This is a genomic window from Enterococcus sp. DIV1279b, assembly GCF_050531515.1.
GTDB classification, from domain to species: Bacteria; Bacillota; Bacilli; order Lactobacillales; family Enterococcaceae; genus Enterococcus_D; species Enterococcus_D casseliflavus.
Genome location: NZ_CP172891.1, coordinates 1,046,094 through 1,068,514, shown reverse-complemented (window position 1 = coordinate 1,068,514; position 22,421 = coordinate 1,046,094). Strand labels below are relative to the sequence as shown.

The 22,421-nt window shown below is 45.3% G+C and carries 22 protein-coding genes and 1 pseudogene; 9 read left to right on the top strand and 14 right to left on the bottom strand.

Translation table 11 applies throughout. The features are described 5' to 3' along the window. The first annotated feature begins 92 nt into the window (after positions 1–92). Positions 93–929 carry an NAD(P)H-hydrate dehydratase gene (locus IGI71_RS05030; protein WP_034857687.1) on the top strand — a complete coding sequence of 279 codons (837 nt, stop codon included), beginning with the start codon at positions 93–95 and terminating at the stop codon, positions 927–929. A gap of 74 nt (positions 930–1,003) precedes the next feature. On the opposite strand, the gene IGI71_RS05025 is transcribed toward IGI71_RS05030, so the two are convergent. The 9 genes and pseudogenes from IGI71_RS05025 to IGI71_RS04985 form a co-directional block, all read right to left on the bottom strand. After that, positions 1,004–3,058, bottom strand: a complete 2,055-nt coding sequence (locus tag IGI71_RS05025) for a beta-galactosidase (protein WP_225000974.1) — start codon at positions 3,056–3,058, stop codon at positions 1,004–1,006. 1 nt (position 3,059) lies between these two features. Continuing rightward, on the bottom strand, positions 3,060–5,291 hold the full coding sequence (locus tag IGI71_RS05020; protein ID WP_034868389.1) for an alpha-galactosidase: 2,232 nt from the start codon (positions 5,289–5,291) through the stop codon (positions 3,060–3,062). Between the two features lie 8 nt (positions 5,292–5,299). Continuing rightward, positions 5,300–5,767 (bottom strand): annotated as a pseudogene (locus tag IGI71_RS05015) (hypothetical protein). A 52-nt stretch (positions 5,768–5,819) separates the two neighbouring features. Then, on the bottom strand, positions 5,820–7,154 hold the full coding sequence (locus IGI71_RS05010) for a PTS sugar transporter subunit IIC (RefSeq protein WP_005234719.1): 1,335 nt from the start codon (positions 7,152–7,154) through the stop codon (positions 5,820–5,822). Positions 7,155–7,254: 100 nt separating this feature from the next. Next, the gene (locus IGI71_RS05005; protein ID WP_225000976.1) at positions 7,255–8,289 is read right to left on the bottom strand and encodes a LacI family DNA-binding transcriptional regulator; all 1,035 of its coding nucleotides are present in this window, start codon (positions 8,287–8,289) and stop codon (positions 7,255–7,257) included. Positions 8,290–8,430: 141 nt separating this feature from the next. Then, positions 8,431–9,033, bottom strand: a complete 603-nt coding sequence (locus IGI71_RS05000; protein WP_005225485.1) for a hypothetical protein — start codon at positions 9,031–9,033, stop codon at positions 8,431–8,433. Then, a complete protein-coding gene (locus tag IGI71_RS04995) occupies positions 9,030–9,890 on the bottom strand; it encodes a carbohydrate ABC transporter permease (RefSeq protein ID WP_005225484.1) in 861 nt (286 codons plus the stop codon). Before IGI71_RS04995 ends, IGI71_RS05000 begins: the two co-directional genes overlap by 4 nt. Then, complete coding sequence (locus tag IGI71_RS04990) at positions 9,890–10,801, bottom strand: carbohydrate ABC transporter permease (protein WP_005234717.1); 912 nt, start codon at positions 10,799–10,801, stop codon at positions 9,890–9,892. Before IGI71_RS04990 ends, IGI71_RS04995 begins: the two co-directional genes overlap by 1 nt. Positions 10,802–10,934: 133 nt before the next feature. After that, on the bottom strand, positions 10,935–12,251 hold the full coding sequence (locus IGI71_RS04985; RefSeq protein WP_005225482.1) for an ABC transporter substrate-binding protein: 1,317 nt from the start codon (positions 12,249–12,251) through the stop codon (positions 10,935–10,937). Positions 12,252–12,494: 243 nt separating this feature from the next. Here IGI71_RS04985 and IGI71_RS04980 point away from each other — a divergent pair, with 243 nt between their 5' ends. After that, positions 12,495–13,013 (top strand): isochorismatase family cysteine hydrolase, encoded by a 519-nt coding sequence (locus IGI71_RS04980; RefSeq protein ID WP_005225481.1) that lies wholly within the window; start codon positions 12,495–12,497, stop codon positions 13,011–13,013. A 55-nt stretch (positions 13,014–13,068) separates the two neighbouring features. Here IGI71_RS04980 and IGI71_RS04975 read toward each other — a convergent pair whose 3' ends face one another. After that, positions 13,069–13,353, bottom strand: coding sequence for a hypothetical protein (locus IGI71_RS04975; RefSeq protein WP_005225480.1), 285 nt, complete (start codon positions 13,351–13,353; stop codon positions 13,069–13,071). Between the two features lie 287 nt (positions 13,354–13,640). Here IGI71_RS04975 and IGI71_RS04970 point away from each other — a divergent pair, with 287 nt between their 5' ends. The 4 genes from IGI71_RS04970 to IGI71_RS04955 all read left to right on the top strand — a co-directional run bounded on the left by IGI71_RS04970 (position 13,641) and on the right by IGI71_RS04955 (position 16,408). Then, on the top strand, positions 13,641–14,774 hold the full coding sequence (locus tag IGI71_RS04970) for an alcohol dehydrogenase catalytic domain-containing protein (protein WP_074534994.1): 1,134 nt from the start codon (positions 13,641–13,643) through the stop codon (positions 14,772–14,774). Between the two features lie 19 nt (positions 14,775–14,793). After that, a complete protein-coding gene (locus IGI71_RS04965) occupies positions 14,794–15,138 on the top strand; it encodes a YrhK family protein (RefSeq protein ID WP_034868385.1) in 345 nt (114 codons plus the stop codon). Between the two features lie 28 nt (positions 15,139–15,166). Continuing rightward, on the top strand, positions 15,167–15,382 hold the full coding sequence (locus IGI71_RS04960; protein WP_008379021.1) for a DUF378 domain-containing protein: 216 nt from the start codon (positions 15,167–15,169) through the stop codon (positions 15,380–15,382). A gap of 183 nt (positions 15,383–15,565) precedes the next feature. Next, on the top strand, positions 15,566–16,408 hold the full coding sequence (locus IGI71_RS04955; RefSeq protein ID WP_005225476.1) for a hypothetical protein: 843 nt from the start codon (positions 15,566–15,568) through the stop codon (positions 16,406–16,408). Positions 16,409–16,471: 63 nt separating this feature from the next. Here the strand turns inward: IGI71_RS04955 and IGI71_RS04950 are convergent, their stop codons facing one another. From IGI71_RS04950 to IGI71_RS04940, 3 genes are all read right to left on the bottom strand, one after another. Continuing rightward, complete coding sequence (locus IGI71_RS04950; RefSeq protein ID WP_005225475.1) at positions 16,472–17,251, bottom strand: sulfite exporter TauE/SafE family protein; 780 nt, start codon at positions 17,249–17,251, stop codon at positions 16,472–16,474. Between the two features lie 99 nt (positions 17,252–17,350). Further along, the gene (locus IGI71_RS04945) at positions 17,351–18,085 is read right to left on the bottom strand and encodes an ABC transporter permease (RefSeq protein ID WP_005225474.1); all 735 of its coding nucleotides are present in this window, start codon (positions 18,083–18,085) and stop codon (positions 17,351–17,353) included. Further along, on the bottom strand, positions 18,082–18,801 hold the full coding sequence (locus IGI71_RS04940) for an ABC transporter ATP-binding protein (RefSeq protein ID WP_430616195.1): 720 nt from the start codon (positions 18,799–18,801) through the stop codon (positions 18,082–18,084). Before IGI71_RS04940 ends, IGI71_RS04945 begins: the two co-directional genes overlap by 4 nt. A gap of 96 nt (positions 18,802–18,897) precedes the next feature. Here IGI71_RS04940 and IGI71_RS04935 point away from each other — a divergent pair, with 96 nt between their 5' ends. The 3 genes from IGI71_RS04935 to IGI71_RS04925 are packed head-to-tail and all read left to right on the top strand — an operon-like array spanning position 18,898 to position 21,080. Continuing rightward, on the top strand, positions 18,898–19,650 hold the full coding sequence (locus tag IGI71_RS04935) for a polysaccharide deacetylase family protein (RefSeq protein WP_301994509.1): 753 nt from the start codon (positions 18,898–18,900) through the stop codon (positions 19,648–19,650). Beyond that, positions 19,647–20,624 (top strand): ABC transporter substrate-binding protein, encoded by a 978-nt coding sequence (locus IGI71_RS04930; protein WP_005225471.1) that lies wholly within the window; start codon positions 19,647–19,649, stop codon positions 20,622–20,624. The genes IGI71_RS04935 and IGI71_RS04930 overlap by 4 nt, the downstream gene beginning before the upstream one ends. A gap of 51 nt (positions 20,625–20,675) precedes the next feature. Next, positions 20,676–21,080: an arsenic metallochaperone ArsD family protein gene (locus IGI71_RS04925; RefSeq protein ID WP_034868676.1), complete on the top strand. Its 405-nt coding sequence runs from the start codon at positions 20,676–20,678 to the stop codon at positions 21,078–21,080. A gap of 56 nt (positions 21,081–21,136) precedes the next feature. Here IGI71_RS04925 and IGI71_RS04920 read toward each other — a convergent pair whose 3' ends face one another. Beyond that, on the bottom strand, positions 21,137–22,399 hold the full coding sequence (locus tag IGI71_RS04920; RefSeq protein ID WP_430616194.1) for a PTS sugar transporter subunit IIC: 1,263 nt from the start codon (positions 22,397–22,399) through the stop codon (positions 21,137–21,139). Positions 22,400–22,421 lie beyond the last annotated feature (22 nt).

Here is a 22,421-nt window from a genome sequence, read left to right as displayed (position 1 = left end):
TGCGCCTTTTTCCATGGGTCTTTTCTATGAAATTTCTAGGAAACAGGTATAATAAATATAACTCGATTTTGATTAACGAAAGGAGTCATTGCATGGAGCAACTTGATTCTGCAATTTTATCCAAAGTGATCCAACAGCGCCCGACAAAAAGCCACAAAGGCACTTTTGGCCGAGCCGTTTTAGTAGGGGGCAACCGCCAATTCGGTGGGGCGATCTTAATGGCTGCGCAAGCCTGTGTGTATGGGGGAACTGGTTTGACCACCGTGATCTCCGATGGCGTCAACCGAACCGCCCTGCACGCCCGCTTGCCTGAAGCGATGTTTGTCGATTGGCAGCAAACAGAACTGATCGATACGGTCACCGAATCGGCGGACGTCCTACTGATTGGTCCTGGATTAGGCGAAGGAAAAAGCAATTTTGATCTGCTGCAGCGGATCGTTTCTGCCCAAAAAGAACACCAATGGTTGGTGATCGATGGTTCGGCGATCAATTTGGCTGCCAAATATCCGCTGATCATCCCCTTTCCTGAACAAGTCGTCTTCACGCCGCATCAGATGGAATGGCAACGGCTCAGCGGACTGGCAATTGCCGACCAGACAGAAGAAAACAACCAGCAAGCCCAACAAAAACTCGGAAGTCTGGTAGTCTTAAAAAGCCATCGCACACAAATTTACGGCAGCAACATCGCCCAAAATCCCCTCGGAACACCCGCAATGGCGACTGGTGGGATGGGTGATACGCTGGCAGGCATGATCACCAGCTTTTTGGCACAGTTTGAAAAAACAGAGGAAACGATCCAAGCGGCTGTCTATCTCCATAGCCTGATTGGCGAAGCATTGGCAAAAGAGCACTATGTCGTTTTGCCGACACAAATCAGTGCCGCATTGCCTCAATGGATGAAAAAGCACCAAGCATCCGATCCAGAATGATTTCTGATAAACCATTCATCAAAAAAACGTCCCTTTCTGCATTTGTCGAAAGGGACGTTTTTTCCAATGGTCAGCTAATTGTTAAAATAAACCACTCGCACTTCATACGGCGCCAAGGTTGCTGTTTGAGGGACTGCTTGATTGGTCTCTAAATCAACGACTTCTTTGATCAAGTGTAGTGTCTGCTCTTTCTCAGAAAAATTCATGATGAAAAAGTACGTTCGTTCTGGACTGATCCTGCCTTGGATCGAGACTGCAGGATTGGCATGCGCGATCCTTTCCTCTGCCAAGGACAGCTCACGGACCAAAGAGGCATAAAACTGTTCGAAAAAGTCATAGTTGGTGCGAGCCGCCAGATAGTAGGCGGTGCCGGCACCAAAGGTATGTTTGGTGATCGCAGGTGTTCCTTGGTAAAAATCCGCTTGATACTCCCCTAGTACCTCCGCTGTTTCGGCTTCGATGATTGCAGAATAGTCCCGTGTTTCAAAGGGCTGTCCTTGAAAAACCAACTGATTGTGTTCAGTGTCAAAAAGAGTTTCCAGCTCCAACACGTTGATGCCTAATAATGCTCGCAACGGCTGTGGCAAGCCCCCCAGATACAACAAGTCGGTTTCATTGACCATGCCGCTAAAGTAACTGGAAATCAAGGTACCACCGGCTTGTGTATACTGGCAAAGTTTTGCCATCGTCTCTGATGTCATCAAGTAAAGCATTGGAGCGATCACCAACTGATAGTCAGAAAAATCTTGCTCTGGCGTCAAAATATCGACAGCGATGTCTTGTTCCCAGAAATAACGATAATGCTCCTGCAACGTTTGCGGATACCGTCTGGTTGGTCGACCAAACCCGCCGCCTCGCTTCAATGCCCAGTTGCTTTCCCAGTCAAAAAGGATCGCCACTGCTTTTTTTCTTGTGGTTCCTTGAATCTCTTTGATTTTTTCCAAGCGCTTGCCGTAAGCCGCAACTTCTTTGAAGACCCGATTCTCCGTGGAATCATCATGTCCCACGACTGCTCCATGGAATTTTTCTGAATTGCCGCGGGATTGGCGCCATTGAAAATACAAGGTACTATCTGAGCCGTGAGCGATCTGCTGCATGGCACTCAACTGATGGACACCAGGCTTTTTCGCTTTATTAAAGGAATGCCAGTTAACAAAACTCGGCGTGCATTCCATCACTAAAAAGGGCTGTTTCTTCAATGACCAGTATTGATCATGTACATAGGCGGATTTCATCGCTGTCGCTGCCAAGGATTCAAAGTTGTTGTTCCAATCAGGGTAACTATCCCAGCTAACGATGTCCACATGACGAGCGAACTTGCTGTAGTCAATGCCTTCTAAAGGAATAAAATCTTGGGTAGCATGTCCTTCCGCCATAAAATTCGTCGTCACAGGAATGTCCGGTGTCAGCTGACGGATCGGCGCACATTCATGCAAATAAAAATCGATCGTCCTATCTGTGACAAATCGTTTCCAATCAAGATCCATGCCATGCACTTTGTGTTCCCCTAAAGGTGAAGGCGGTAAAACCTGCGACCAATCAGAGTACGTACCGCCCCAAAAAGAAGTCCACCAGGCATGATTCAACGTGGCTAAATCACCATATTTTTTTTGCAGCCAGCTGCGCCAGTTTTCCTGACAATAGGAGCAAAAGCATTCCCCAGAGTACTCATTGGAAATATGCCACATGGCTAATGCCGGATGCTTGCCGTACCGTTTTGCCAACTGCTGATTGATTTGCGTCACCTTTTCCCGATAGATCGGTGAAGAGTAACAGTGATTGTGGCGAAACCCATGGGTATGTTTTTGCCCTTGGGCGTTGGTCCGATTGACTTCGGGATACTTTTGGCTCAGCCATTGAGGACGCCCACCGCTAGGAGTGGCCAAAATGACTTTGCCGCCGATGCCATGGATCTGATCAAACACACGATCCAACCAGTCAAACTGATAAACGCCTTCTTGCGGCTCTAAGGCACTCCAAGCAAACACCCCTAATGTGACAGTGTTGACATGGGCTTGCTGCATATAAGCAAGGTCCTTTTGCAAGATTTCTGGATAAGCCAGCCATTGATCGGGGTTGTAATCCCCGCCATGCATAAACTGCTGATCAAACAATTGATTGCTCATCATTCTACTCCTTTTTAGCTTGTAACTGGTAGACAAATGATTGAAAATCGCCAGTGACTTGCGCTGTTCCATGGTTGACGGCATTAAACTGATAGGGTTTACGCAACCCTAATTGCCTTAACAGCTGACCAGAGACAGTTTCGCCATTGACCTGATACACCTGTTGGGCATTAAGAAAGGCTGCGGGCAAAAAGTCTTCCGCCGTCGGATTGGCTTGTGCCAACACGCGAAAGAAAGCAATCAATGCTTCTTCGTTTTGCGGATCATACACTGCCCAAGTCGTTTCATTGGCATGGTCCAACTGCTGCAGCTGGTAAAAAGTGCCAAAGGTCAGCAATTGCCGCTGTTTTTTATAAAAGACGATTTGGGATTTGATTGCCTGCTTTTCAGCGTCAGACAAATGAAAGAGATCGAGTTCATACCCCAAAGGCCCAAACATTGCGACGGTTTGCCGAAAGTCTAAAGACGTTGCCCGGCCGACTTGGTGGTTTGGTGCCGCCGACACGTGATTGCTGAAGGAGGACAAAGGATACCCTAACAACGTTCCGCTTTGGATGGCTAAACGTTCCACTGCATCACTATCATCACTAGGCCAAATCTGCGGACTGTAAAATAAGATCCCTAAATCGTATCTGCCCCCGCCGCCAGCACAGCCTTCAATCAAAAGGGTCGGAAACGCCGCTAAGATTTTTTCATATAAGCGATAAAGACCTAAAATGTAGCGATGATAAAACTCCGTCTGAGAAATTCCCTGTTCCGCTAAATAGGGAGAGTAAGCTTCCGTGATATTGCGGTTCATATCCCATTTGATGTAATCCAGCTTGGTTTCAAGGATCACTTTTTGCATCGCTTCGAAAATCGCCTCGACCACTGCTGGATTGGCAAAATCCAACACGTATTGCCCGCGCCCCACAGAGATCCGCTCATAAGGATGCTTGACTACCCACTCAGGGTGCTCTTGGTACAACTGACTATCTGGCGAAACCATTTCTGGTTCAAACCAAATCCCCAGTTGCAGCTGCATGGCATGAATTTTCTCAGCAAAAGAACCGATTCCTTTTGGAAATTTGGCAGGGTCCGCCACCCAATCGCCTAATGAACTGCGGTCGTCGTTGCGTTTTCCAAACCAACCATCATCCAGCACAAAGCACTCCATCCCTAACGCCTTGCTTTCTTGGGCTAAGGTCAACAGCTTTTCTTCATTAAAATCAAAATAAGTCGCTTCCCAATTATTAAAGACGATCGGCCGCTGCCGCTTTTGCCAATAAGGGGCAATCACATGCTTTTCGATAAATTGGGCGGATTCTTGACTCAAGCCATTCAGACCAGCAGCGGTGAAGGTGAAGAGGCATTCTGGGGCTTCAAAAGTTTCTCCTTGTGAAAGCTGCCAGCTGAAATGCTCAGGATGTATCCCCAACATCAATCGAACGTTGTCCCACTCATCCATTTCCGCTTGCGCTAAAAAGTTGCCAGAATAAATCAGGTTGGCACCATAGACGTGACCAGTGTCATTGGTGGCTTGCTGTTCTTTTAAGGCGACAAAAGGATTGTGCTGATGACCAGACGCTCCTTTTAACGAGCCGACACTGATCGTCCCTTGGGTCAAAGGGACCGTCTTGATATGCCGTTCTTTCAGCCATGCGCCTGAAAGATGCAGCAGTTCAAAATCGCGATTTTTCAGCTCCAAGACACCACTCAAAAAGCGCTGGATGGTTCTCGGCTTGCTCCCCGTATTGGTCAGTGTTTGCTGCCGCGTGATGGTTCCTGATCCTTTGAAGATCGTATAGGTGAGCGCCATTTCCAGCTGTCGCTCTTGATCTACTAATTCAAAGACGATGCTTTGGCTTTCATCGGCAGAAGCAAAGCTGGCTGGTTGCGCCAGCTTTCGTTCTTTGCCCTCAAAACAGTGAAAAGCCACAAGTTTAAAATCAACATAAAGAGGGGTTTCTTCCTCAAAAACCGACACTGCCCCTTCTCGAAAATCAGAAGTCCCATACGTTGGCAATTCTTGAAAACGGTCCGCCAAAGTAAAAAGATTGTCTGCTTCAAAAAATTTGACGGTTCCTGCCGATTTATTCTCTTTTTTCTCAAGGTACGCTTGATCAAACGGCGCCAGTGTGCCTAGAGATGGCCCAAAATAGACATGACCCAGTTGCTGATTTGGTAACACATTTATGATATAACTGATTTTTTCATTGTATAAGTGAAAGAGTTGTTCATTCCTAATTTCTATCATTGCTATCCTCAATTTTCCTCATTTTTTTCATTTGTCCCTGCTCGTTGACAAGCTGCTTCAAGATAACGCAAGCGTTTTTTGACGCCGCGATTGAAAAAGAATTTGTAAAACAGCGCCGCCAGCATAAAACTTTAGGTTGTTTTCTGCTGCTCAAAACGGCTTTGTTCCGAATACGTGACTTGCAGCTTCCCTTTTCGTCCTGGTGCAAAACTGTACCGTTGATCGATCACTCCTTCTTCATGGGTCGTACGAAGCCACAGCTCATCCGCGGCAATTTTTTTGACCGTCATGACGGCAGGTACCAACCGCGGGGCGGTTTTGGTTTGGATCATCGTTTCAATACGGCAGCCTTCCCCGAACGGTTCTTGGGCTTGTTTGGCTAGAAAGAATTTCTCTTGTTCCGCCAATAACACACGGGAAAAGTCCGTAGGTGTGGTATTCATTTGATAACTGCAAGACAATGTATCGGTTCTCATCACAAATTCCTTTCTAAAGGGTGCGCTATTGCATTCCTTTCCGTTTCTGGGCTTATCTTTCTTCTACTCTTTGATTGATCATTTCAGATGCCGCTTGTTCATTTAATGCCGCTTCTGCTTTTTCTTCTTTCAAGTACCCGCGATCCATTACGATCAAGAATGGCACCCAAATCAAGGTCATTACGGCAACCGTCACTAACTGTAAGATTGCGCCGGCAACAGAACCCGTGCCTAACCAACCAGATAAGAAAACAGGGGTCGTCCAAACCACCGTTGCTCCAATTGGTCGTGGCACCAAGCCTGCGGCGATCGCAAAGTAAGAAATCGTCGTACTGGCTAATGGCGCTAAGATCCATGGGACAAAAGCGATCGGGTTCAAGACGATCGGCAAACCAAAGGTCATCGGTTCAGATACGTTGAAAACAGATGGAGCGATCACCGTCTTCATTAATTTTTTCATCCGAATCGAACGAGCGATAAAGAATGCCATCGTAATCGAGATCCCCAGCTGCATTCCTTGATTGACGAACACGCCCATAAACGTAGTGTTAATGATATGGGGCAATTGTTCCGCCCCTGCTTTGTAAGCTTCATAGTTTTCGATCGCTAACGCATTCATGATTGGATCGATCACCGCATTGACCACTAGTGTTCCGTGAATCCCAAACCACCAGAAGAATTGGGTGAACAAGACGGCGATCAGTACTGCTGGCAACGTACCGCCTAAGCCCATTAATGGTTTTTGCAAAATCTCATAAACGAAATCAACGGCATTGCCCCATGAAGTAAAGGTGAACAAGTAGCGAATCAAATTGAAAAGGAACAACGGTGCCGCACCAGGAATGATGGCGACAAAGGATTCTGCGATCATTGGCGGAACCGAATCTGGCATTTTGATCGTCAGCCCAGCCGCACTGATTTTGCAATAGATCTGCGTAGCGATAATGGCCGTGATGATTCCGACAAACATTCCCTCAGCCCCTAATTTCGACAAGGGGATCACTGTACCTAACTCTTCGGATGAGCCAAAAGGCAGCAGCATCAAAAACGAAGACAGTGAGATGGCACCCGCAAATAATTTGGCTTGTCCATACTTGCCAGCCAACTGATAGCCGATCCCAAAAACAACGAAAATAGCGGTGATACTCATGGTTGCATTTCCGATAGGACCAAAAAAGTCGTTTAGAAACGTGATGAATCCCTCTGGAAGTTTTTCCGAGAGTCCGAAAGTAGCAGGCAGATTTTGAATAATAATCATAATTGACGCAAACATTGTTGCAGGAAAAGCGACCATAAACCCATCACGAAGACTTAACAAGTATTTGTTGTTGGCAATGATCTGAGCAAAAGGCACCATCTTTTCGGCTAATTTATCAATAAACTTCATTTCGTTTTCTCCTTTATTTTCAACTGTAAACGTTTACTACAATCAGTATAGTTGTTTAGTTAATGTTTACACAACCCCTAAAATAAAAAAAGATCAGACGTCACTGATCTTTTTCGGCAATCGATTCTCTAATGATCAATTCACTGCCACAAACGACGCGAACAGGCATCGTTCGCACCCCAAGGATTTTATTTTTCGCTAATTCGACACTCATCTGCCCCATCTCTTCAGCTTTCATCTTGACGGAAGACAGTGCGGGCGTCATAAATTGCGCCATTTCGATATCATCAAAACTAACGACTGACACATCTTTAGGAATCGATAGCCCCGCTTCAGCGAGTGCCTTGTAAACCCCGACAGCCATAGGATCGCTGGCAACGACGATCGCTGTGGGGCGAGGATTCATTTGCGCGATCTGCTGACCAAAATGCAAACCAGTCTCTGGTGACCATTTCCCCTGCAGCACGGTTGTGAACTTTTCCAATTTATTGAGCAGCATCCATTGGCGGTAGTTTTCTGCTCGAATCTCTTGTTCATCGTAAACGACTTCGCCAGAAATCGTCACTCGGCTGGCAACACCGCCCACAAAGGCAATATTCTCATGGCCCTTCTCTTTTAACAACGTGAGGATCTGGTGAGTCTTTTGGGCAAAATCGGTTTGGATGCAATCGTAGCTGGGTGCTTCACTATAATTATCCACCAGGATAATATTGGCATTTTGCTGACTGATCTCTGCCAAAGCATCGCTGGTCATCTCTCCAATAATAATGACTGCGCCATACTTCGCCAATTGTACCAAATCTTTTTGAGGCTCCCGCATGGAAAAGGCCCGAATCGTTTTTAAGCGCCACTTCGCCGCTTCCTTTTCGATCCCATTGCGGATCATCATAAAATACGGATCGTTTCTTTCCGACTCTCGATCGTGGCGGGTAATGATGGCAATCGTGTTTTGGTCGCCGACTTCACGGGAATGGGGTTGATTTTTTTCTTTTGAATAATTCATTTGGTTGGCGATCTCAATGACTCGCTGACGCGTGTGTTCATTGATACTGAAGGTTTCATCATTGTTAAGGATTCTAGAAACACTTGCTACCGACACCCCGGCTAATTTCGCGATATCTCTCATACTTGCCATAGCTGCACCTCATCTGTTTACTGTTTACTAAATTTACATTCAGCATAGGCATAATTTTTGACCCTGTCAACCTTCTTTTCACAAAAAAACCGAAACTCCTTAGCTTTTCACTAAGGAAGTTTCGGGATACCCATTAGTTTTCTATTTGAGCGCTTGGTCACAGAGCACGACATTGACCAAATACAAGGTGCTGATCCCTAAGACCAATAAGTAGACAGGACCAAACAGCAAAAAGGTCAAGACAAGCGTCACTGTTGCTAAAAGATGCGCCAGTACTCGTTTGGGTGAACGAGCAAACTGATAAAAACTATAAAACAATGAGCTGGGCTGCTGCGGATAGGTGTGAAGCAGCCTCGTTTGATAAAGTAAGACCAAGCAAAACAAGCCAAAGGTGAACGCTAACGCGTAACTAGCGATCTGAAACAGCGGGTGCTGCAAACGGCTAAAGATAAAGCTGTCCGCCAAAAGCAGCAGGAAGAATAGACTGAGCAAACGGTCTTGCCCTTTTCTTGTTGTCCACTGTTGATGAAATGCCTGCTGAAAACGAGCTTTGCTGCTTGCCTCCAAGCCATCGTTACGCAGTTCCGTCAACGTCTCGATCAATGCTCGACTAGCGGTGGTACTCGTGATCAAAGGCAAGGAATACAACAGCCACATGCCTTGTAAAACCAGTAAATGCGGAAGCCAGTTGATGCCAGTCAACAGCGCTTGGTTTAAGCGTTGCGGGGTAACTTTTGTTCTCATCCTTTGGAACCTCCCGTCAGATCCATTCCCTCAATAAAGTAACGTTGAGCGAGGAAGAACAGCAAGATCGTCGGCAATAGCACAAGCGTTGCTCCTGCCATCAAGTAGTTCCACTGGGTCGTTGATTGGTTTTGGAAAACTTGCAGGCCAATCTGCAGCGTGTACTTTTCTTGGTTTTGAATATACAGTAATGGTCCTAAGAAATCATTCCACGCCCCATTGAAGGAGTTGATGGCAATCGTGATCAGCGCGGGTTTCGTCAATGGGATCATTAGATGGCTCCAAATATAAAGATGATTGGCGCCATCGATCTTAGCGGCTTCGATCAATTCATTGTTGACGGACAAGTAAAACTGCCGCATCAAGAAAATGTTAAAGGCGTTGCCGAAAAACGCTGGAACGATCAGCGGCAGATAGGTGCCGACCCAGCCGATTTTGGAAAACAAGACATATTGCGGGATCATCGTCACAAAGCCAGGAATCATCATGGTAGACAAGACGAGGGCAAAGATCAGATTTTTTCCTGGAAAGGCCAATTTTGCAAACCCATAAGCAATGAAGGAATTTGATAAGACATTCCCGAAGACTACTAAGACAGTAATGAATAAGGTGTTTTTTGCATACTGCCAAAAAGGAAAGGCGTTGATGGTCTCCAAATAATTGCCAAGATTGATTTCTTCTGGGAAAAAGGTCGGCGGGTAACGCACGATCTCCTCCATCGGTTTCAATGACGTAAAGACCATCCACAGCAAAGGAATCAGCAGCACGATCCCGATGATCGACATCACCACATAGCTGATGATTTTCTTGACTCGCTGTTGGCTTGATTTGCTTCGCGTTTTTGTCGTCATTTCCATTAGCTGCCACCTCCGGTATAGTGAACCCAGCGTGGTGCCAGCTTGAGATTGATAAAGGTCAAGACTAAGACGATCAAGAACAAGATCATCGACATTGCCATCGCATAACCCATATCAAAGGCAACAAATGCTTTGTTCCACATATGCAAATTATAGAATAGCAGCGAATTCGCCGGACCGCCGGTACCATTTTTGGTCATCACGTATGCTTCTTGGAAAATTTGAAAAGAACCGATCGTTGAAGTAATCACATCATAGAAGATGATCGGCGTGATCAAAGGAATCGTAATATTTTTGAATTTCGCCCAAACCCCCGCTCCATCGATCTCAGCCGATTCGTACAGCGTCGGCGAAATATTTTGCAAAGTAGCTAGATACAAGAGCATCGCGCCCCCTGAACTCCAAATCTTCATCAAAATCAACGCTGGTTTCGTCCATTCTGGATCAAACAGCCATGCCGGACCTTTGATATTGAACCAGCTCAAGAAGGTATTGATCAATCCTGCGGAAGGAGATAATAATTGCATCCATAAGACGTAGACGGCAACCCCTGAAAGGATCGCTGGTAAGTAAAAGGTCGTTCGGAAAAAACTGATTCCGCGGATTTTTTGATTCAGTAAAGTGGCTAGAAAAACACTGAATAACGTTGTTAAGGGAACATTGAAGAGTACAAAATACGCCGTGTTATAAAGAGATTTCCAAAACAGGGTATCTTGCGTAAACATGCGGGTAAAGTTCTTAAAGCCGATAAAATTCATTTTTGAAGTCAGATTGTAATCGGTAAAGCTTCCTACGAAGGAAAACAGCATGGGCCCTAACATAAACACCACGAACCCAAGCAAAAATGGTGCTACGAAGAAGTAGCCCCAAAGAGCTTCTTGCCGTTTACTTTTTGAACGCTTCTTTGGCATTCCTTCCACTCCATTCTATTTTTACTCATTGTTTGTTCAAGAAAACATGTCCGCTTCGCAAAGCAGAAAGCAAAGCCCAGTCTGCTAACCGACTGGACTTTCCTTCTTTTTTTAAAAACGCTCGTTTTGAGGTTTATTTGTTTTGCTCAACAAGATCTTCCACCGCTTTTTGCGCATCTGCCAACCCTTCAGCCGGTGTTTTGCTGCCTAGCATGATTTGGTCGATCTGTTCATTGACAAGACTACTGAAGTCAGGCGCTGTCAATGGCACAGGCGTGATCACCGTATTGGCAAAGTTTTCATCCGCCATTTGGTAGATCATTTGGCCGTTTTCATCTAGATTGTCGTTGTTGACCAAGTTTTCGTTGGCTGTCCGATTCGCCATGATATCAAAGCTCTTCTCACCAAATTTCTCTTGAACTTCTGGTGTCGACAAGTATTTGATAAACTCATAGGACGCTTCAGGATCTTTGGCACCGTATGGCACTTCTAGGACGAACCCGCCGCCCCATGACCAGTGACCAGAGCCGCTTTCTTTTTCAGGAATTTGAATGACCCCAAATTCAAAGTCATCTGGTGCATTTTCCGCCAAACTTGAGTAGTAGTTGATGTTTTGCGCACGCATCGCCACTAATCCAGAAATGAATGGATCGGCAACCCCTGAACCAAATTCAGCTTCTAAGCGATTGATGGTATCTTGACCATAATACTCTTGCCAGTCTAAGATCCATTCCAACGCTTCCACTTTGTTGTCTGTATCGATTTTGACGTTCTCATCCTTGTCAAACCAGCTGACGCCATCGTCGGCATTCAACGCCCACACGTCAGCGCCTAGATTCCACAATGGGTAAAAGCCGATCCGCTCAAAGTCATCACCGTTTTTGACATCTAATTTACGAGCAACTGTTTCTAACTCCTCCCACGTTTGTGGCAGTTGCTCTTCACTGATACCAGCCTCTTTAAAGAGTGTCTTATTGTAGAAAATCACTTGCGTATCTGTATTGAAAGGAACGGCATAGGCATCCCCTTCGTATTCCACTGTATCCCATAATTGCGGATAAAATTCATCAGAAAAGCCCTCTTCGATATACTCACTTAAATTCGTTGCTTGCTGCGCTTCTGCCCGCTGAGCAACAGAATTGATATCTTGTACAATAACATCAGGCGGATTGCCAGCAGTGATCGACGACAGTGATTTTGTCCAAATATCGCCCCAAGGCTGGTAGCTGTATTTGACCTCGATTTTATCTTGTGACGCATTAAAATCATCAATAATTTCTTCAATTACTTCTTGTCTTGCACCAGACCCCCAGAAGGACCAAAAGTCCAACGTCGTTTTGCCATCTGCTGACTCATTCCCCGAGGAAACAGCGGTTTCACTGTTGCCGCATCCTGCCGCCAGTACACCAACTGAAAAAAGCAAAGTCCCCATATAAAATAACTTTCTCATTTAACCTAACCTACTTTCATTTATTTTTAATGTACTATATTAAAAGCTATCACTACTTCTTCTTTTCAGCAAACAAAAAGCATCGTGATTCGAATAAAAAAATAACGTTTTTACCGTTTCTCGACAAGAAGAGCGTTTTCTTTGAAAATATAAAAAAAGTGGGGCATCATAGAAATAGCACCTATTTTTCAACCTCACGTCAGACCATTTGAAAAACGATGTTTATAGAAAGGGAGTAACCACATGCTAGTCATTGTCGATATGCAAAACCAAATTCTCGATGAAGAGAACGAAGCGTATGTACCAGATGGCGCCGCTCTCGTCAAACGAATCGCCAAGCGCCTAGAACAAGCGCGGGCGAATGGGGAGTACATTTTACACACCCGCGACATTCCAATCGAAGTCAAAGGAACGCCTGATGAAGAAGCAGATGCCCTGCAGCTGATCCCAGAACTTAAGCCTCTCGAAAATGAAAAAGTCGTCAAGAAATACTATTACAGTATTCCACCTGAGGTCTTGATCGACATTAAGAAAAATCTATTTGAACCTGGAGAAGAAAAGAAAATCGAAATCACTGGTGTTGAAACCAACATCTGTGTCCTTTCCAATACCATCGAGATCCAAAGCGCCTTTCCTGACGCTGATTTTACTATCAATAAAACATTAGTCGCTGGTAAAAACCACGAGTCACAAGGACTCGACATCTTACGAGACTTCAATGTCGAAATCATTGATGGCACAAAACAAACCAATGACCAATAGGTAACGAAAGCTCCCTGTTCAAGGAACAGAGAGCTTTTTCAATTTGATTATTCATTTAATTCATTGAGCCATCTAATAGCTCGGTCGGAATTTCAATCCGAACCTCATTTTCAGTCTGACAGTTTGGACATATGAAGGTTCCTTCGATGGCTTCCTTCACTTCCCCGTAAGCATAATGAATAGCGATTTCATCTTCTGCCAATTCATTCGTTTCCAACGGTGGTACCATGGTTAATTGCCCCTCGCTGTCTTCTTGTAAATGAACGACCAGCTTCCCATCAAAGTTTTCATTGCAATTGGTGCAGGAAGCCTTTCCTCGAATCGTTAGATCCATGATCATCCCTCCTCATTTCTTGTCACTGGTTGATGCAGGTTTCGTTAGATACTCGTAACGCATGCACGCTTCACTTTAATAGTGTCACGCTTTCACTTTTTTAGCAAATCATCTGTTTTTCTTTTTTTAAACCATTGATGAAGAAAAAACAAATCAACCGTTTTGAGCGTTTTCGTTGTCAAATCGTTAAAATCCTTGCAGAATTAAATTATCTGTTACTAAAAAGTAAAAACGTGTTGTTGAAAAAATTAGTGATTGTCCGAACTTATCTGAACAAACAAGGAGGAAAAATGATGCAAGCAGTAACCTGGCAAGGAAATCAAAAAATGGACGTTCGTCGTGTAGAAGATCCAACGATTTTAGAACCGACGGATGCGATCATCCGAATCACCGCAACCGCAATCTGCGGCTCTGATCTCCACCTTTACCACCATGGCGGCTCGGTCTTGGAAGAAGGCTATGTCGTTGGTCACGAACCAATGGGTATTGTTGAAGAAGTTGGCAGTCAAGTACAGAAACTAAAAAAAGGCGACCGTGTCGTCATCCCCTTCAATATCGGGTGCGGCCATTGCCACTTTTGTCAAAATGAAATGGAAAGTCAATGCGACAATTCTTCAGAAGATACATTGTATGGCGGCTTATTCGGTTTCGGAAAAATGAACGGTAACCACTGGGGCGGTCAGGCCGAATTCTTGCGCGTACCTTTCGCAGATTTCACCTCGTTTATCGTACCTGAATCAACGATCCCTGATGAAAAAGTATTGTTTTTATCTGACATCTTACCTACAGCGTATTGGAGTGTCCAAAATGCTGGCGTCAAAAAGGATGATACCGTGATCGTCTTAGGCTCAGGCCCAGTTGGGTTGTTTGCCCAAAAATTTGCCGTGATGGCAGGCGCTAAGCGGGTGATTGCCGTGGACCCTGTTGCTCATCGCTTAGAAAAAGCCAGCAGCTACAATCAAGTCGAAACATTCCAATTGGATGATTTGGCTACTAGTGCTGATGAACTGTATGAGCTGACCAAAGGTGGCGCTGATGTGATCATCGACTGTGTTGGGATGGATGGTTTAGAACCCGTCAAAGAAAAAGCCAAAAACTTAGTCAGCTTGCAAAGTGGAACGATCTCACCGATCCAGATGGCCGCCAAAGCAGTCAAAAAATTTGGTACCGTCCAAATTACTGGTGTTTACATGACACCAGCTTCTTCTTATCCATTGCAAGAATTCTTTATGCGCAACATCGATGTCAAACACGGGCAAGCACCTGTGATCCATTTGATGCCAAAAATTTATGACATGATTGCGGACGGCTTGTTTGACCCGTCACAGATCATCACCCACACGATGCCTTTAGCAGATGCTGCCAAAGCGTATGAGATTTTTGACAAAAAAGAAGACAAGAACATCAAAGTTGTCTTGAAACCTTAGCACAAATAAAGGAGCAGTGATGGCACCTATGCCAAAAATCAAACGGAGTGAACATCAATTCGATCCGGGAAAAGAAGAAGATGTGATCATCAAGGCAAGTCGCTTTCGCATCTATTTTCAAAATCGCTACATGTTGATCTCACTTACGAATGATATTTTGACGGGCTTGTTTTATATTTTCGGGAGTATCGTTTCATTAACTAGTTTGCCTGCGATATACGGAACGATCGCCTATTTGATCGGCGGAGTCTTTTTGACCATTCGCCCGCTGATTAAAATCGTTCGCCATGTCTATATTTATAATGAGCGCAATCAAGACGGCGAGAAAGAAAAAGATGTCACCATCACCGACGATGAACGTTGATGGGACGACAACTAGAGAGGAGTTTCCTATGTTAAAAACATTTGATGGGATCGCACTGACCTTATTGATCATCGGCGGTATCAATTGGCTGCTGGTCGGCGCCTTCGAGTTTGACCTTGTCGCAGCGATCACCGGCGGCAGCACGTCGATCATTGCCCGCGTCATTTATATTCTAGTTGGGATCAGTGCATTGTATAGCCTGAAATTCTTTCCAGCTATCGCCCGCCAACAAACCCTCGACTAAATGAAAATAAAACCTGCATCTGCGATGTCCTGACCCCAAAAAAGTTAGATTTTTGGTCTAACGTTTTGAGGTCGCATCTGTGGATGCAGTTTTTTTGTCTACAATCATTGAAAAAAAAACACCAGTTGTACTACTCTTGTATTTAACCTACTATTTTCAAAAAAAATAAAAAGGACGTGACTCATGACCCCACCTACTAGACCCTCGCTGATACGTCGGATACTCGGTCGGATGCTTTTGCTATTGATTTTCTTATTTATTTTAAGTATTATTGGCGGAATCATTGTTTTAAATAACCTCACCATCGCGGAAAATTGGTTTGGTCTGAATGAATACCAAGTCGTTGAAACCAGGCATCAGATCATTCGTTTGTTCCCCTATTTTTGGGTAGCAGGGATCCTGCTGGTCTTTTTGATCGGTCTGATCATCGGCATCAAGAAACGCAAAAAATCGCCATTCTATTGGTTATTCTCATTGCTCTTGCTGCCAGTGATTCTCTTTTGTATTGGCGTAGTTTCCACCTTTTTACCTGTAGACCGCCAACTCTTTCGAGAAGAAGCCAGTGCCAAAGAAATTATGGCTGCGCTGCCGAATCAATCCTCACTCAAGGACAAAGAGCTGCAACTGGTCAGCTATAGTTTTCACATCCGCAATGTCCCGCTAAAAAGCGGCATTTATGCAGTTGCGCGAGTGATCAATCCAAACACAGGCCTGCAAGACGAGTATTGGTATTACCCAGAAAATCTGTTGACCAAATGGAAAAAAGACGACGATACGATCGAGCTTTCGATGGAAGATACCATTGCCTTTGATGCCATCGATTGGGGCGTCATTCCCAAGATCATCAAGGATTCTGAGGCACGAGCAGCTCAGCTGGATCACTATGTTCCTGGCGTCAGCATCGTCATTTTAAACGGCTTCCAAGGCGAATGGACTTGGACCGTTGGTTTAAATGGGATTCGTAATCGCACCGAGATCAATTATGTTTATGATCTCAAAGGAAATTATCAATCCGAATGGCAATAAAACAAGCGGTACCTATCTTCGTGGATAGGTGCCGCTTTTTCATAGTTAAGCAAGCCGATTGAATTAGAAAAATAGTTGCATGCCATTGTAAATATTGATCAGCAAAACCAAAACGATCACTGTTTGAAAAACCAGTGTCACCCGCTGGGGCGAAAGGACATTGCTAGCCTTTGCCCCGATGAGTCCCCCAACAATGGCTGCCGGAATGACAAACCATAAAACCTTGAGGTCATATAGACCAAAACCTGTCGAAAAAGCGATCGTCAAAATTTTTGCCAGCTGTGAGAAAAAAATCGTACAAATGGAATAAATCGTCGCCTCTTTGATCGGCATGGCAAACAGCAGCATCAATAAAGAAACATTGATGGGTCCGCCGCCGATCCCCAGCAAACTGGCTAGAAAGCCAAGAATCAAGCCGCAAGCTGCATACCAGCCGACTTTTTTCAACGCAAACCCGCGCCAGTTATATTTTGTATACAAAAAAGCAAACAATAGTGTCAGCACAGTCACAAGGATTTGGATCAGCTGAACCATCTTGTCGTCTCGAAAGACCAGCAATAACCGTTCAAAGGCAACATTTCCTAAGATACCACCTAACACAGCGCCGCCAGAAACCCACAAGGCAATCGACCAATTGATTTTCCGTCCACTGGCTAATTGTCTAGCTGTCGAAACGATGGACATCGTGAAGACCGCTGTCGCCGAGTAAAAAGAGATCGCAGCAACAGAATGGGCACCGATAAAATCGAAAATCGGTTTGATCAATACACCACCACCCATACCCGAAACAGCGCCTACTGCATTCGCCAAAACAATGACAATAAAATAGATAAACCCTATCACTCGCTCACTCCTTAGTATTGCGATCAACTTCGTTTTTCTTGCTCGATCGCTCTTTCTTATCAATAAATACTATCATACAATGGAGCAACCATTCATTTTCTAAGATTGTCGGTAACGGCACACCACTTTTTCCAACCAATCGATACTGGCAAAAAGCAGATAGCCCATCAAAGCAATCAGGAGGATACCCGAAAGCATTTGTGGGTAGTCCATTTTTGACCACGCACTTAAGATCAGATAGCCGACACCATACGTCGTGTTATAGTTTTCGGCAAAAAAGAGGGAAGCCAACGCGATCCCGATACTGACCCGCACACTGGCAAAAAGCGCGGGCATGAGCGCGGGCAAAATAACGAAGCGCAAGACATGGCGCCATTGATTGGTATAATTTTTCATGACTTGAAAATACGCTGGCGGGATCTTTGTGACTGCATCACGAATCGAGACAATCACTTGAATGACGATCACCGCAAAAATCAAGAGAATTTTTGAGAGATTGCCTAAGCCAAAGAAAATCATAAAGACGGGTAAAAACGCAACTTTAGGAATCGGATATAAAAAGTAAAGCAGTGGACCAAGCCGCCGATCCACTCTTTGGGATCGCCCAATCAAGATTCCTAACGGCACACCGACTAGCAACGCCCCGCTCAACGCCGCAAATACCCGCAGCAAACTGGCACCTGTGTGGATCAGTAAGACTTCTCGCAGTGCCCAAAAACGTTCGGCCGTTTCTAAAGGATTAGGCAGTGAGCGATTGTTGGTCACCCAGCTTACACCCCACCAAACCACGACAAACGAACAGAAGCCCCAAGCAAAAGATTTGATGGTTTTCATTGCCTCGCCTCCCTCATTTGTTCTTTCAACTGCAAGACGACTTCATAAAATGCCAATGAGTCTCGTTCTTGCTGGCTGCCGTAAAAAGGATTACTGATCGGCGTAACCCCCTGATCTTTTAGCAGTAAAATCGTCTGCCCCAAAAACACTGCCTCTTCTGGATCGTGGGTCACCACGATCAAGCTGTTTTGTCTGCGCTGCTGTTGGGCAGCGATCATGGCTTGGGCGTTTGCTTTGGTTTCTTGGTCCAGCGAAGCAGTCGGCTCATCCAATAATAAAACATCGGGCTGTGTGATCAGTCCCCGCCCCATGGCGGTCCGCTGTTTTTGACCGCCGCTAAGCTGATGCGGATAGCAGTCCTGCACCTGCGTCAATCCCAACTCAGCCAAACAGCTGGCGACCCGTTTTTTACGGCGCTCACTAGGGGTTTGGTTGATAATCAGCGGCATTTCCAGTGCTTGGTAGACTGTTTGCCAAGGAAACAAATGCAGTTCTTGGAAAACGACCTCGATGTTGTCAGGGGAACAGCCTTGGTAAGTGATCGTGCCCGATTGCGGTCGCTGCAACCCTTTGACCAAGGATAAAAGCGTGCTTTTGCCAATGCCCGATTCTCCCAGCAGCACATAGGTCACGCCTTGTTCAAAACAAAACGAAAGGTTTTTAAAAATGGCGGTATCTCCATAGGTAAAGGAAACGGAATCGAATAGAATACTCATCAGAGAATAAACTTCTTTCTTCAAATTATTTGTGTTGGTTTTCACATTTTATGCTATACTATTTTTTGCGTGATTGACAAGAAAGGATGGTTTATGATGTTTCAGACCCTCGTATTTCATGAAATACGTCCCGAAGCAGAACTTTATGATCAGGTCCGCCCGATCAAAGTCGCAGACGGGTATCAAGATGCCTTGCCTCTGCCCTTATTCAATAGCACTTCTCATTTTAAACAACAAATCGACTTTTTGAAAGCAGAAAATTACCATACGTTGACCCTTGCAGAAGTCAAAGATTTTTATTTCCGGCAGCAGCCGCTACCAGAAAAATCCGTGTTGCTGACCTTTGACGACTGCTATCAATCGATGAAAGAATATGCCTACCCACTGTTGAAAGAAGCTGGTTTCAAGGCAACAGCCTTTGTCGTGACTGGCTGGCTTTTTGATGCCCCTCAGCCTTACGAGCCAGAAGTTTCGCGGACATTGAGCAGCGCCGAATTAGCCGAAATGAGCGATGTCTTCGAATATACCAACCATACCGATCATTTTCACGAACGCAAGGACCAGCAAGGGCGTTCGATGTGGGAAACACCAGCAGCCTTTGCGCAAGACTTACGAAGCTGCAATCAGCACGTGGCCATCAAGGATGTTTTTGCCTATCCCTTTGGCTTTTATGATCCGCAGACGATCGCTACCTTGGAAAAGGAAGGCTTCGTTCTAGCATTTACCACCAAACCAGGTATCAACACGGCACAAACCAAGCCAATGGAACTCCATCGGGCAGTCATCCCGTTCTCACTACCAATGGCTGCTTTTGAACAACGATTTAGAAACGAGGAAATGAACCAATGAAAAAAACGATTTTAGCAAGTATCCTAGCACTATTCGCTGTTGGCGCTGCCGCCTGCGGTAACACTGGCGAAACAGCAAGTACCAGCAATTCCAGCACTAGCAGTACAGAAGCTGCGGTCACAGATCAAACATTGACGATCGGGGTGTTACCAGCTGAATCAGCGATTCCGATCATTCTAGCAAAAGAAGAAGGCTTTTTCGAAAAGCAAGGATTGACTGTAGAACTCAAATCCTTCACTTCCCCGAATGACCGCAATGTGGCGGTGCAGGCAGGCGAGCTGGATGGTACGATCAGCGATGTCATGACAGAAGCGACCTTTAAGCAAAACGGCATCGATATGACGATCACTTCTGATATTTTGGAAAACTTCAAGATTCTCGCTTCACCGAATTCAGGGATCACTGAGATGAAAGGGTTAGCGGATAAAAAAATCACCCTTGTACCGAATTTCATTTTAGAATACATCATGGACCAATTTGCACAGGAAAATGATTTTACCTATGACATCGTGGATATCGCTTCTTTTTCTGCCCGTTCCGAAGCATTGCTCAATGACCAAGTCGATGGCGCAGTTTATACGGAACCGCAAGCCAGCATGTTGGCTGCCCAAGGGGCGATTGTTTTAGGCAGCTCTAAAGATGCTGGCATCAAAGGCGGCACACTACAATTTATGGACGAAGTTATCCAAAATCGCCCGCAAGACCTAAAAGCATTCTACACTGCTTACAACGAAGCCATCGATTACATGAATGCTCATTCAGCAAAAGACTATGCCGACATCTTGGCAGACTATCAATTTCCCGATGCTATGAGTACTTACTTAGATAGCCAGGAAGACTATCCGTATGCCCAGGCAGTGCCGCAAGAGCAATTCGACGCAATCATTGCTTGGACGAAAGACAAGGGTCAAATCGACCAAGCGTATTCTTACAACGAGTTGACCAATTTCGATTTTTTACCCGCTGACGAATAAGAAACAACAAAAAAGACGCATTTGAGTCTTTTTTTGTTGTTTCACTTCTTTTTGATACTCTTTTTTGCTCGTGGCAAGAAATTCAGGTATACTTTTGACAAATCAGCTGCCATGAAAGGATTTGATGCAATGCCAACGATCGCTGTTTATGCCGACCAGAAAGAAGATACTTGGGAAGCACACTTGACTCACCAGTTAAAAATAAATGAAGAAAGGACCCAGGCTCATCAAACATTCCATAACGAACCTTTAACGATCGACGAATATTTTTTTGCAGAAGATCCTGCCCCTTTTTATACGAATCAAGCCGTCAAGCAGCAATTAGCAAGCAATGGCCGCAGCTGTCTGCCACTCGTGTATGTCAACGATCAGCTATTTTGCCAAGGTCGCTTGCCAACGATCCGTGAATGGGAACAATTGACGAAATCTGGGATCACTGTGCAATTTGATGAGTAGCAGCCACTGTTTTCTTTGCCAGACAAAACAACGCACCACGTGCCAATCATAAGCGTTTAGTTCTCCCCCTTCGCGGCAACTGCGTCGGTAACGCCTTTTTCTTCTTCTGTTAAACTTCGTTCGCTGATTTTAAAGAATGGATAGTAGATCGCCACACTAATCAGTAAGGAAGCGATACTCCAAAGAACAGCAGGGATATTGCCGCCGGTTGCAAGGTAAGTATTGATAAAGGGCGGTGTGGTCCACGGTGGATTGAACATGATTCGCCCAATGACATTGGTGACCGACAAGAAATACGTTCCGACACATAATACAAGGGGTGTCAGGATGAAAGGAATCATCATAATAGGGTTCATCACGATCGGAAACCCAAAAATGATTGGCTCATTGATACAAAAAATAGCAGAGGGCAAAGCCATCTTCCCTAGGGAACGATAGGCTTTTTTCTTTGAAACTAACATGTTGATGATCAGCCCCAGTGTTGAACCAGTGCCTCCATAGCACAAAAACATGATATAAAACCCGCCTGCAAAAATGTTCGGTAACGGTTCGCCTGCAGTGTAGGCTTCGGTATTGGCTGCTAATAAAGCTAGAAAAATCGGATCGCCGATACTCCCCATCACATTGCTGCCATGAATCCCTAAACACCAAAGCAACAAAATCAAAAAGGTATACAACAGCATCCCAGGCAATGTGTTTAGACCAACTGCCAGCGGTGAAAAGATGGCTTGCACGAATTGATTGACATTAAATTCCAACAAGACCCGAATCACCCAGGCACCAGTGATGATGGCAGCTCCAGGAAGCAAGACCGAAAAACTCTTGGCAACTGCGGGCGGCACTTCTGCTGGCATCCGAATCACTAAGCGGTGCTTGAGAAAAAAGCGATGGATCACTACTGTCGCAACCGCCGTGACGATTCCTGTAAACAGACCAGACGCCCCCAAAGAAGCTGGATCGATCGTCCATTCTTCCCCCGCCTGCAGCAGCAAAAACGCGCAGACTGCCAACACGACTGAACCGATCCGATCGATCTCATACGAAGCCGCCAAATAGTAGGCGATCCCGATACAAGCGGCCAGTCCCAAAATTCCAAATGTAAAATTGCTGGCGGCGCCTAGTTTGACGCCAAATTCCCCGACAAACTCGGTCCAGCCAGGAAAAGGCAGATTGGCTAAAATCAAAAAGAGACTGCCGATTATCGTCAGCGGCATCGTGACGGCGACTCCGTTGCGCACGGCAACTAAAAACCGATTTTCACTGATCCTAACCAATTTTGGTGCAAAATTTTCCTGAAACCCTTCAATCAACCGATTCATCCTGTCTCCTCCTACTAAATAT

Excerpts from the sequence above, each read along its gene's own strand:
- IGI71_RS05030 (WP_034857687.1), top strand. The coding sequence starts at position 93 with ATGGAGCAACTTGATTCTGCAATTTTATCCAAAGTGATCCAACAGCGC.
- IGI71_RS05025 (WP_225000974.1), bottom strand. The coding sequence starts at position 3,058 with ATGATGAGCAATCAATTGTTTGATCAGCAGTTTATGCATGGCGGGGAT.
- IGI71_RS05020 (WP_034868389.1), bottom strand. The coding sequence starts at position 5,291 with ATGATAGAAATTAGGAATGAACAACTCTTTCACTTATACAATGAAAAA.
- IGI71_RS05010 (WP_005234719.1), bottom strand. The coding sequence starts at position 7,154 with ATGAAGTTTATTGATAAATTAGCCGAAAAGATGGTGCCTTTTGCTCAG.
- IGI71_RS05005 (WP_225000976.1), bottom strand. The coding sequence starts at position 8,289 with ATGGCAAGTATGAGAGATATCGCGAAATTAGCCGGGGTGTCGGTAGCA.
- IGI71_RS05000 (WP_005225485.1), bottom strand. The coding sequence starts at position 9,033 with ATGAGAACAAAAGTTACCCCGCAACGCTTAAACCAAGCGCTGTTGACT.
- IGI71_RS04995 (WP_005225484.1), bottom strand. The coding sequence starts at position 9,890 with ATGGAAATGACGACAAAAACGCGAAGCAAATCAAGCCAACAGCGAGTC.
- IGI71_RS04990 (WP_005234717.1), bottom strand. The coding sequence starts at position 10,801 with ATGCCAAAGAAGCGTTCAAAAAGTAAACGGCAAGAAGCTCTTTGGGGC.
- IGI71_RS04985 (WP_005225482.1), bottom strand. The coding sequence starts at position 12,251 with ATGAGAAAGTTATTTTATATGGGGACTTTGCTTTTTTCAGTTGGTGTA.
- IGI71_RS04980 (WP_005225481.1), top strand. The coding sequence starts at position 12,495 with ATGCTAGTCATTGTCGATATGCAAAACCAAATTCTCGATGAAGAGAAC.
- IGI71_RS04975 (WP_005225480.1), bottom strand. The coding sequence starts at position 13,353 with ATGATCATGGATCTAACGATTCGAGGAAAGGCTTCCTGCACCAATTGC.
- IGI71_RS04970 (WP_074534994.1), top strand. The coding sequence starts at position 13,641 with ATGCAAGCAGTAACCTGGCAAGGAAATCAAAAAATGGACGTTCGTCGT.
- IGI71_RS04965 (WP_034868385.1), top strand. The coding sequence starts at position 14,794 with ATGGCACCTATGCCAAAAATCAAACGGAGTGAACATCAATTCGATCCG.
- IGI71_RS04960 (WP_008379021.1), top strand. The coding sequence starts at position 15,167 with ATGTTAAAAACATTTGATGGGATCGCACTGACCTTATTGATCATCGGC.
- IGI71_RS04955 (WP_005225476.1), top strand. The coding sequence starts at position 15,566 with ATGACCCCACCTACTAGACCCTCGCTGATACGTCGGATACTCGGTCGG.
- IGI71_RS04945 (WP_005225474.1), bottom strand. The coding sequence starts at position 18,085 with ATGAAAACCATCAAATCTTTTGCTTGGGGCTTCTGTTCGTTTGTCGTG.
- IGI71_RS04940 (WP_430616195.1), bottom strand. The coding sequence starts at position 18,801 with ATGAGTATTCTATTCGATTCCGTTTCCTTTACCTATGGAGATACCGCC.
- IGI71_RS04935 (WP_301994509.1), top strand. The coding sequence starts at position 18,898 with ATGTTTCAGACCCTCGTATTTCATGAAATACGTCCCGAAGCAGAACTT.
- IGI71_RS04930 (WP_005225471.1), top strand. The coding sequence starts at position 19,647 with ATGAAAAAAACGATTTTAGCAAGTATCCTAGCACTATTCGCTGTTGGC.
- IGI71_RS04920 (WP_430616194.1), bottom strand. The coding sequence starts at position 22,399 with ATGAATCGGTTGATTGAAGGGTTTCAGGAAAATTTTGCACCAAAATTG.